This window comes from Campylobacter sp. BCW_6463, assembly GCF_001762785.1.
GTDB lineage: Bacteria > Campylobacterota > Campylobacteria > Campylobacterales > Campylobacteraceae > Campylobacter_D > Campylobacter_D jejuni.
In genome coordinates, this window is the sequence record NZ_MJXL01000008.1 from 1 (window position 1) to 9967 (window position 9967).

The following is a 9967-nucleotide window of genomic DNA, read 5'->3' on the forward strand; positions in this document are numbered from 1 at the left end:
AAATAAAATAGCGGAATAATAAAATATTTAAACTTAAAGTATAATTAAATACTGATTATTATAAAACTATAAAATTTCAATTTAAATTTTATTTTATATAAAAAAATTAATTTAATGAGAGTAAATTTGTATGAAATGTTGTAAATATTTTTGTGGTATTTGTAAATTATATTTAAAATAAATTTAAAAGTGTATTTTTTTAGTTTTTATATTTTGGATAAAAATTTAAAATTTTTGATTTTGTATTTTTTAGATATTTTATCTACAAATTAACTATACTTAATCAAGCGTTAAATATTCACTTTGTGCAATAAGTAAATTAAATTTTAGATATAATTGTAAATCTATGAAGAACATTGAATATTAAATAAGGATGTATTAAATATGATCGGAGATATGAACGAGCTTTTATTAAAAAGCGTTGAAGTTTTGCCACCTTTGCCTGATACTGTGAGTAAATTAAGAAAATATGTAAATGAGGCTAATTCAAATATAGAAACCATGAAAGTTGCTGAAATCATTTCAAGTGATCCTTTAATGACAGCTAAGCTTTTGCAACTTGCAAATTCTCCTTATTATGGTTTTACAAGAGAAATTACAACTATAAATCAAGTGATTACTTTATTAGGTGTTGGTAATATCATCAACATAGTTACTGCTGATTCTATTAAAGATAGTTTTAAAATAGATGTTTCACCATATGGTTTGGATACTCAAGTTTTTTTAAGAAATTGCAACGAAGAGGCAACTTTTATCACAAATTGGCTCAATAATGAAGATAAAAAACTTTCTCATCTTTTAGTTCCTTGTGCAATGCTTTTAAGACTTGGCATTGTTATTTTTTCAAATTTTCTTATACAAAATCATAGAGAGAAAGAATTTTTAACTTTTTTAAATGAAACTAAAATTGAAAATATTGCTTTAGCGGAGAATGAATTTTTAGGTGTAGATCATATTTCTTTCTTGGGATTTTTGTTGCATCGTTGGAATTTTGATGATGTTTTGATTGAAAGTATATGTTTTGTTCGCACTCCTCACGCTGCTCGCGAAGAAGTGAAAAAATCCGCTTATGCTCTAGCAATAACAGATCATCTTTTTGCTCCACATGATGGCTCTTCTCCATTTAACGCAAAAGCTGCAGTTGCTTTACTTGAAGAGGCAAAAACTCAAGGAATTAATTTTGATTTAAATAATCTTTTATCTAAGCTTCCTAGCAAAGCTAAGGAAAATTTAAACAAAGAAGATTAAAGAGCTCTTTTAGGGCTCTAAATTGTAGTGATGAAAAGTTTAATCTTGCCTCCTAATGAATTTTTAGATCACTATATTTTAAACGCTGAATTTCATCGTTTTGCTGGAATTTCAAAAAATGCTTATAAATTTTGGAAAAATGTAGAAATAGGTAGATATCAAGGAACAAGAATTGTATTTTTGCATAGGAATTGCATTTTAGAAAAACATCAGCAAGCTTTAAGGCAATGTAGCGGTTTAAATGGTTTTGTATTGGCAAGTGCTTTTTGTTCTTTTACTGGGTTAGCCCCCTCTCATTTAGTGGAAAAAAATAATTCTTCTATTTATAAACTTTTAGAGCTTAAGGAGATTTGTGGGATTAAATTTGTTAATCTAAAAAAATTTTATGATTTTTTAGGGCTAAATTATCATCAGCATATTTATATAGAAAAATGCCATTTTTTTAGTCCAGCTCCTTTTGAAAAGCGTATTAAAATCACTGAGAGTATGTGCGTTGGGTATTATTAAGATATAAATTACAAGCCCTGTGAAGACATTGCTTGTAATTTAAAGATGAAAATTTTGTATTTTAATCCATCTCATAAAAATCATCATCATTGTTATCATCATCGTATTCGTAATCATCATCATCGTAATTATAATTTTTATGGTGATTTTGTGGATATTCTTCATCTTCGTTTTCATAATCATCGTAATTTAAATCTTCTTCATCTTCATAAGCCATTGTTTTCTCCTTAAATAAAAATACAAAGCTTATTTTATCTTAAATTTGTTTGGTTTTGCTATAATTTTTATAATTTTTTAAAAGGTGAATTTATGAAATTAAGTCATTTAGATGAAAACAATCATCCTAAAATGGTAGATGTAAGCGATAAAAATATTACTTCAAGAATAGCCACAGCTAGTGGTATGATATATATGAGTCAAGAAGCTTTTGATGTAATTAAAAACAATACTGCAAAAAAAGGCCCTGTTCTTCAAACAGCTATTGTTGCGGCTATAATGGGGGCTAAAAAAACAAGTGAAATTATTCCTATGTGCCATCCTTTGATGCTTTCTAAAGTCGAAACTGATATTGTGGAATTTGTTAAAGAATGTGCGTTTAAGCTTATTGTAACAGTTAAGTGTGAAGGTAAAACAGGTGTTGAAATGGAATCTTTAAGTGGGGTTAGTATAGGACTTTTAACTATATATGATATGATCAAGGCTATAGATAAATCAATGAGGATTACGGATATAGTGCTTGAAAGCAAAGAAGGAGGCAAAAGTGGTAAATTTGTGCGATCTTAAAAAAGAACCTCAGATCAATTATCCTACTTTTTGGGATTATAAGGTGATTTTTGAGGTACATGTTAAGGCAAGTGAAATTTTTCAAGAAATTTTAGGTCAAAGAGAATATAAATTTGAACATTCGAATTCAAGTGCGAGCGGAAAATATCAAAGTTATTTATTAAATGTTTATGTGGATAGCAAAAAAGATCGTTTGGATATATTTGATAAATTAAAAGCTAAAGCAAAATTTGTGCTTTAAGAAAGAAGGAAAAATGAAAAATACTTTAATTATTTTTGAAAATTCTTTGTCAAATCTCGGTAAAGATGAAGCAAGTGATTTACTTGAGGACTTGAGTTTTAATCTTGCATATAAACAAATTTCACATAATCCTCATGAAACAAAAAAAGTTTTAAATTCTCTTTTGGTTGAATTTTTAACTATTTTAAAAAAACTTGATTTTTGTGACGATGAAAATGTTTCAAAGGTTATTAAGGCTCTGGTAAAAGCAAGTGTTGCAGATGCTCAAAATTCGCTTTATGAGTATATTAGTGAAGCTGAATTATTAAACAAACAGATTGAAAATCAAAAGAATTTGATTAAAAATCAAATCAGCGATAATTTTTTTGAATTCGAGAGTATTTTACAAGAATGTTCTTTTTGTGATGAATTTAGCGGTGGTTTAAATGATGCTATTTTATTTGATATAGAAATGCTTGGAATTTTAAAAGAAACCGCTGAAAGTGCTTTTTTAACCACATTAGAAAAGGCTGAAGATATAGAACTTACAAGTAGCGAAATAGCTAAAAATCTCGTATATAATGCCATTTGTGAAGCTCATTTTGAAAAAGAAAGAATTTTACAAATTTCAAGTATTATTTTAAATACCGCTTTTGAAATAGCTAATGAATCTATGGCTTATGCAAAAGATCTTTGTTTAGGTGTGATTAAAGGCACAAGAGATGGTATTGTTTTAGCAATGGAAAAATTTAAAGCTTCATTAACTTATGCAAATTTTGAAGAAGATGTTAGTTTAAAAAGCAAAGAACTAATAGGTATAGAAGATGATTTTATTGCTCTTTTAAAAAAAGAGATTCAACTGCAAAATGATCCTTGTAAGAGTATAGTTGAGAATTTGCTAGAACATGAACTTGATAATCTTTTTGCTAAATTTAGACGTCTTGCGAGTGAAAGTAGAGAACAACTAATACTAGTTTTAAATGATATTAAGAGAAATCCAAAGATTAATGATTTTAATAAACTTACTCAAAGAAAATTAAATCGTTTTAAACAAGAAATTTTTGAATTAGAAAAAATTGCTAGTGAAAAATACAAAGATTTAAATTCCAAAAAAGCTAAAAAGCTCGGTGTAAGACTTTGGGAAAAAGCAAAAAAATTTGTTAAAAAATAATATCCCATTTTTTGGGATATTAAATATCTATTTCTATGCCTACAGGTGCGTGATCAGAGCCAAAAATATCATCTCTTATGAAAGCGTTTTTAAGTTTATCTTTTAAACCTTTTGAAATGAAAAAATAATCGATCCTCCAACCCACATTTCTTTCTCTTGCTTTCATTCTATAGCTCCACCACGAGTATTTTTCTTTGATTTCACCATTAATTTCTCTAAAAGTATCTATAAAACCAAGTTTTAGTAAATCATCAATCCAAGCTCTTTCTATAGGTAAAAAACCTGAAGTGTTGGCATTGGCTTTTGGATGGGTAAGATCGATTTCTTTATGAGCGGTATTAACATCGCCACAAATAATAATTTCAAATCCATCCTTTAAAAGCTTATCTAAATACACTAAAAAATCTGCATAAAATTTCATCTTAAAATTTAAACGCTCTTCATCTTTTTGACCATTTGGAAAATAGATATTAAAAAGTGCGATATTTTTAAAGCGGTGTTCTAAAACCCTGCCTTCTTCATCATCAAAAAATTCGCATTTTTTTACTTCGCTATCAAAATTACAAAGACTCATTACCCCAGAATATCCCGCTCTTTTAGCAGAATTAAAATACATGTGTTTAAAAGGATATTCATAAATTTTTTTAGGAAATTTATCTTCATGTGCTTTGATTTCTTGAAAACCTATAAAATCAATTTTTTCTTGTGCTATCCAATCAAGTGCATTTTTATCACAAATAGCCCTTAAGCCATTGACATTCCATGAAAGTAGTTTCATTATTTTCCTTAAAATTTTCATTAAAAGTGTAAATCATAGCATAAAAAGATTTAAAACTACAATCTATTTAAACAAATTTAATAGAATTAAAATCTTAAATTTGAAGGTGGGATTTATATGCTTAGATTAACTTGGTTTTGGTTTACTTTCTTAAATTCTTTAATGATTGCAATATTAAATTTTAATTTATTTGAGTTTGTGTATGAAAAAAACAATCAAAATTGGTTTATAACTTTTGTTTTCATTGTGGTCTATTTTGCACTAGTTCATGCAATTCTCTCTTTACTTTTTATGAAATTTTTTACTAAATTTTTCTCTATATTCTTTATAATATCATCTTTTTTAAGTGTTTACTTTATTAGTTTTTATGGGGTGCTTATAGACTCTGATATGATACAAAATGTTGTTCAAACGGATATCAAAGAAGTAAAAGATTTGTTAAATTTAAAATTAATTTTATTTATTGTTTTGGCTTTGTTGTTGGCTTTTTATGTTGTTAAAGTGAAAATTGATTATGGTAGTTTTAAATTTCATATAAAAATTAAAATTATCAATATAATATCAGGTTTGATTGTGGTTAGTGCAGTTTTAATCCCTTTAAGTAAAACTTTCTTGCCTTTTTTTAGAAACTATAATGAAATAAGAATGTATAATACTCCTTTTTATCAATTTTATGCCGTATATCGCTATTATGTTCGTTTTGTAAAAGCTAAGCCAGAATTTAAAACTATAGCTAATGATGCTTATAGAGAAAACAATCACACTAAAAAAATTTTGGTTTTGGTAGTGGGTGAAACCGCTAGAGCAGCAAATTACTCTTTGGGTGGATATACTAAAAATGATACCAATTTTTATACTAAAAAAGATAATGTAGTCTTTTTTGATAATTTTTCATCATGCGGAACAGCAACAGCGGTAAGTTTACCTTGTATGTTTTCTATATCCAAGCGTAGAGATTATTCGAGTTCAGAATTTCAAGAAAATGCCATGGATATACTTTATAAAACAGGTGTAGATGCTGCATGGTTTGATAATAATTCTGGTGGTTGTAAAGGGGTTTGTGATAGATTAGCTTATAAACAAAAGCTTTCTAGTGATTTGGATGAAAATTTACTCACTCCTTTTAAAGAAAAATTAAATCATTTGAGTGATCAAAATATAATAGTTCTTCATTTGCAAGGTTCTCACGGGCCAACTTATTATAAACGCTATCCAAATGAGTTTAAAAAATTTACTCCAACTTGTGATACCAATGAACTTTCAAAATGTGATAGTAAGGCTTTAATCAATACTTATGACAATACTTTGCTTTATACAGACTATTTTTTAAGTGAGATTATAAAACTATTAAAAGAGCAAAAAGATTATGAAAGTTCTTTATTTTATCTTTCAGATCATGGTGAAAGTTTGGGCGAAAATGATATTTATCTTCATGGTATGCCTTATGCTATAGCACCAAGTTATCAAACTCATATTCCTGCTATTTTTTGGAGTAATGATGAAAAATTAATGAATTTAGCTAAAGAACATAAAAGTTTAAAACTTTCTCAAGATAATCTTTTTAGCACTCTTTTAGGATATTTTGATGTAAAAACAAGTGTTTATGAGCCAGAATATGATTTATTAAATCCTAAACTTAAGGCAAATCCATGAAGCCTAAATATCATTTTTTAAATAACGCAAGATATGCTTTAGAAGGGGTTTTTGCTTTATTTAAAAATGAAATGGCGTTTAGAATTGAACTTTGCATTATTATCCCTGCGATAGTTTTTAGTTTTTTCTTAAAAGTTAGTTTTTTGGAACATTTGTTATTGGTAAGTGTTTTAATACTTATCTTAATTATAGAAGCTTTAAATTCAGCTATTGAAGCTTGTGTTGATTTGATTACAAATGAATGGCATGAAAAGGCAAAAATTGCTAAAGATTGTGCGAGTGCGGCAGTGTTTTTTAGTGTGCTTTTAGCTCTTTTTGTTTGGGGTTTTATTTTATATAGCATTTACTTATGAAATTTGAAAATTTAATACGAGAAATTTTAGGAAAAAAGCGTTTTGAATTGTTAAAATTTTTATGTGAAAATGCCGATGAAAATGGTTTTATTATGATTAAAATCAGTGAGCTTGAAGAAAAATTACATCAAAGCAAACCCACTATCATTGCTACTTTTAAATTTTTAGAAGAAAAAAAACTTTTCAAGCGCCTTAAGAATGGATTTTATCAGCTAAATATAGGAGATAAAAATGATACTTAAAAATCCTTTAGATATGCATTTGCATTTAAGAGATAATCAAATGCTAGAACTTATTGCACCTTTGAGTGCAAGAGATTTTTGTGCAGCTGTGATTATGCCAAATTTAATCCCTCCGCTTTGCAATTTAGAAGATCTAAAAGCTTATAAAATGCGTATCATTAAGGTTTGTAAAGATGAAAATTTCACTCCTTTAATGACACTTTTTTTTAAAAATTATGATGAGAAATTTCTTCAAATTGCCAAAGATGAAATTTTTGGCATTAAGCTTTATCCAGCAGGAATTACAACAAATTCAAATGGTGGAGTTTCAAGTTTTGATATAGAGTATTTAAAACCTACTTTAGAGGCTATGAGTGATTTAAAGATTCCTTTGCTAGTGCATGGTGAAACAAATGATTTTGTCATGGATAGAGAGGCAAATTTTGCTAAAATCTATGAAAAATTAGCAAAAAACTTTCCAAAATTAAAAATTGTAATGGAGCATATTACCACTAAAACTTTATGTGAACTTTTAAAAGATTATGAAAATTTATATGCGACAATCACTTTACATCATTTAATCATCACTTTAGATGATGTTATCGGAGGTAAAATGAATCCTCATCTTTTTTGTAAGCCTATAGCCAAGCGTTACGAAGATAAAGAAGTACTTTGTGAGCTTGCCTTTAGTGGTTATGAAAAAGTTATGTTTGGAAGTGATAGCGCGCCTCATCCATTGCACACTAAAGAATGTTGCGGTTGTGCCGCAGGTGTATTTAGCGCCCCAGTGATTTTACCTGTTTTAGCTGAATTATTTAAGCAAAATAGCTCCAAAGAAAATTTGCAAAAATTTTTAAGCGATAACGCTTGTAAAATTTATGATTTGAAATTTAAAGAAGATAAAATTTTAACTTTAGAAGAAAAAGAATGGCAAGTGCCAAATGTTTATGAAGATAAATACAATCAAGTCGTGCCTTATATGGCCGGAGAAATTTTAAAATTTCAATTAAAACATTGATTTTCCACCCTAAAGGTGGAAAATTTAAGCTTTATTTACAAGAGTATCTCTGATATCTATAACAAGATAGATCACAAAAAAACTTAAAAATAAAGCAATAAAACTGACTATCAGCGACAATAAACCAGCTAAAAATCCAATGCTAAACATCATAAAAAGAGAATAAAGCAAAGCTACAACAAAACTTATCACTGCAATTGCATCAAGAATCAAGCGTCCAAATTTGATGATTAAATTTTTAACCATTAAAAACTCCTTTGAAATAATCGGTGAAATTGTAATAAGTATAAGCTTAATGTTTTTATAAGTTATTTATAATTAAAAGTTTTATTTTGGATTCTATAGTTTCAATAATATCATTTTCAACAAAAGAACTTACAGTTTCTTTAGAAGCTGTGATTTTGTTAATGTTTAAATGCCATAGAGCATTTTCTATAGCCTCTTCTTTCGTTCTTTGAACTTTGCGTGTTTCATCAAAAACAATCTTATGAAAAAATATATTTTTTTCTAGTAAATAACTTTCTAAATCTTTTTTATAAAAACCTTTAAATTCGGTATTAAAATATTTAAAAATCGGATCTAAAAAATCACTTTTTCTATAATCAGCCCAACCAAGATAAATTTTTGTTTTAGCTAGATTTAAGAAATTTGTATAATCTTTTTCATTTTGTAAAGCAGGGGACATACTTAAAAATGCAAGGTCAAATTTAGCATTAGGATTGTTTTGCATCCAAGTTTCAAAGCTCAAATTTTCGCATTTTATATTGTTAAGATTTAGTTTTTTGGCATCTTCTTGTAAAATTTCAAGCATAGCATTTGCACTATCTAAGGCAAAAATTTCTTTAGCCTCTTTAGCTAAGTGTAAAGTCCAAACTCCAGTTCCACATCCTATATCTATAATGCTTTTATTTTGAAAAGAAATCTTTAAATTTTGTAAATATTCAAAAGTTTGCTTTTGTATGGTGTTTAAAGTGTTTTGATATCTTGTGTAAGTTTTGGCTTTTTTATCCCATAAATTCATATATTTTCCTTGATAAAATATATAAAATCATAGCATAAATTTTTAAAATTCAAGCCCTTTTTTGGGCTTGAATGACTAATTAAAACCTCTTCTTCTTAACATCTTCTAAGATATTATTAGCTATATCACTTACTGTACTAGAAATAATAGCTGATTCATTAGCAATTTCAACATTATCTTTAGTAGTTTGATCAATTTGTGCTACGCTATCATTGATTTGAGTAATACCTGCAGTTTGTTCTTTAATACTTTCTGCCATATCATTGATAGATTGAACAAGTAAATTAGTATTAGCTTCTATTTCAGATAAAGACTTTTGAGTTCTCTCAGCTAGTTTTCTAACTTCATCAGCCACAACAGCAAAGCCTCTACCATGTTCTCCAGCACGTGCAGCTTCAATAGCTGCATTTAAAGCTAGAAGATTAATTTGATCTGCAATATCTCCTATAATACCTGTAACATTTTTAATCTCTTCAGATTGAGTGATAACATCACTAGTTTTAACTGAAACATTTTGCATAGAAGAAGTGATCTCTTCTAAAGCTGCTGCAGTTTCTTCTAAAGATTGAGCTTGAGAATTTGAAGAAGTGGTTAAGCTTTGAACAGCAGTTTGTAATTTTCCACTTTCATTAGCTAAAGCATTAGCAAAGTCTGAACTTTGTTTTAGCATTTTAACTATTTCATCGCCTAAAGCATTAGTAGTTAATTCAACACTTCCTGAAGCATTAGAGATTTTATTTCTAAAATCTAAGCTTTTGTATTCTTCAAATATTTTATGAATAACATTCATATCAGAACCTACTCTAGCTTGTAAAACATCAAGAAGTTTATTTAGAACATTTTTAAGTTCAATAAGTTGTGGGTTTCTTGGATTAGCAGTAATTCTTGCTGTTAAATTACCACCTTCTACAACTGATACGGTTTGAACTGATTCTTTAACAGCTTGATTGTCTTGTTCTAAACCTTTTTTAGTAGCAAGGATGTTTTCGTTGAT

Annotated in this window: 13 protein-coding genes and 1 pseudogene; 9 read left to right on the top strand and 5 right to left on the bottom strand. The window is 27.8% G+C overall.

Going from position 1 to position 9967, the window contains the following annotated elements; genetic code table 11:
• The first annotated feature begins 384 nt into the window (after positions 1-384).
• Both cheP and cheQ read left to right on the top strand, forming a co-directional pair.
• Entirely contained in the window at positions 385-1248 is an 864-nt protein-coding gene (cheP, locus tag AJ884_RS00410) for a cheVAW transcriptional regulator CheP (protein ID WP_070233281.1), read from the top strand.
• Positions 1249-1275: 27 nt separating this feature from the next.
• Positions 1276-1755: a cheVAW transcriptional regulator CheQ gene (gene cheQ, locus AJ884_RS00415; protein WP_079860118.1), complete on the top strand. Its 480-nt coding sequence runs from the start codon at positions 1276-1278 to the stop codon at positions 1753-1755.
• Between the two features lie 61 nt (positions 1756-1816).
• On the opposite strand, the gene AJ884_RS00420 is transcribed toward cheQ, so the two are convergent.
• On the bottom strand, positions 1817-1972 hold the full coding sequence (locus AJ884_RS00420) for a highly acidic protein (protein ID WP_002851965.1): 156 nt from the start codon (positions 1970-1972) through the stop codon (positions 1817-1819).
• Positions 1973-2064: 92 nt separating this feature from the next.
• Here AJ884_RS00420 and moaC point away from each other — a divergent pair, with 92 nt between their 5' ends.
• From moaC to AJ884_RS00435, 3 genes are read left to right on the top strand one after another with little or no spacing between them, the layout of a single operon-like run.
• The gene (moaC, locus tag AJ884_RS00425) at positions 2065-2538 is read left to right on the top strand and encodes a cyclic pyranopterin monophosphate synthase MoaC (RefSeq protein WP_070233283.1); all 474 of its coding nucleotides are present in this window, start codon (positions 2065-2067) and stop codon (positions 2536-2538) included.
• Positions 2516-2779, top strand: a complete 264-nt coding sequence (locus AJ884_RS00430; RefSeq protein WP_002857480.1) for a DUF493 domain-containing protein — start codon at positions 2516-2518, stop codon at positions 2777-2779. The genes moaC and AJ884_RS00430 overlap by 23 nt, the downstream gene beginning before the upstream one ends.
• Complete coding sequence (locus AJ884_RS00435; RefSeq protein ID WP_079860119.1) at positions 2769-3929, top strand: hypothetical protein; 1161 nt, start codon at positions 2769-2771, stop codon at positions 3927-3929. The genes AJ884_RS00430 and AJ884_RS00435 overlap by 11 nt, the downstream gene beginning before the upstream one ends.
• A 19-nt stretch (positions 3930-3948) precedes the next feature.
• On the opposite strand, the gene AJ884_RS00440 is transcribed toward AJ884_RS00435, so the two are convergent.
• The gene (locus AJ884_RS00440; protein WP_002869154.1) at positions 3949-4707 is read right to left on the bottom strand and encodes an exodeoxyribonuclease III; all 759 of its coding nucleotides are present in this window, start codon (positions 4705-4707) and stop codon (positions 3949-3951) included.
• A gap of 117 nt (positions 4708-4824) precedes the next feature.
• Between AJ884_RS00440 and eptC the strand changes: the two genes are divergently transcribed.
• Genes eptC through pyrC form a run of 4 tightly spaced genes read left to right on the top strand, consistent with a single transcriptional unit; the run spans position 4825 to position 7952 of the window.
• A complete protein-coding gene (gene eptC, locus AJ884_RS00445; protein ID WP_070233285.1) occupies positions 4825-6360 on the top strand; it encodes a lipid A/FlgG phosphoethanolamine transferase EptC in 1536 nt (511 codons plus the stop codon).
• Positions 6357-6713 (top strand): diacylglycerol kinase, encoded by a 357-nt coding sequence (locus AJ884_RS00450; protein ID WP_044778744.1) that lies wholly within the window; start codon positions 6357-6359, stop codon positions 6711-6713. Before eptC ends, AJ884_RS00450 begins: the two co-directional genes overlap by 4 nt.
• A complete protein-coding gene (locus AJ884_RS00455) occupies positions 6710-6955 on the top strand; it encodes a replication/maintenance protein RepL (RefSeq protein ID WP_002861043.1) in 246 nt (81 codons plus the stop codon). The genes AJ884_RS00450 and AJ884_RS00455 overlap by 4 nt, the downstream gene beginning before the upstream one ends.
• Positions 6945-7952 (top strand): dihydroorotase, encoded by a 1008-nt coding sequence (gene pyrC / locus AJ884_RS00460; RefSeq protein ID WP_070233286.1) that lies wholly within the window; start codon positions 6945-6947, stop codon positions 7950-7952. Before AJ884_RS00455 ends, pyrC begins: the two co-directional genes overlap by 11 nt.
• A gap of 31 nt (positions 7953-7983) precedes the next feature.
• Here pyrC and AJ884_RS00465 read toward each other — a convergent pair.
• The 3 genes and pseudogenes from AJ884_RS00465 to AJ884_RS00475 all read right to left on the bottom strand — a co-directional run.
• Positions 7984-8198: pseudogene (locus tag AJ884_RS00465) on the bottom strand (hypothetical protein).
• Between the two features lie 55 nt (positions 8199-8253).
• Positions 8254-8973, bottom strand: a complete 720-nt coding sequence (locus tag AJ884_RS00470; RefSeq protein ID WP_070233288.1) for a class I SAM-dependent methyltransferase — start codon at positions 8971-8973, stop codon at positions 8254-8256.
• A gap of 79 nt (positions 8974-9052) precedes the next feature.
• Positions 9053-9967 (bottom strand): methyl-accepting chemotaxis protein (locus AJ884_RS00475; protein ID WP_002934477.1); only part of this gene is annotated, 915 nt, incomplete at its 5' end.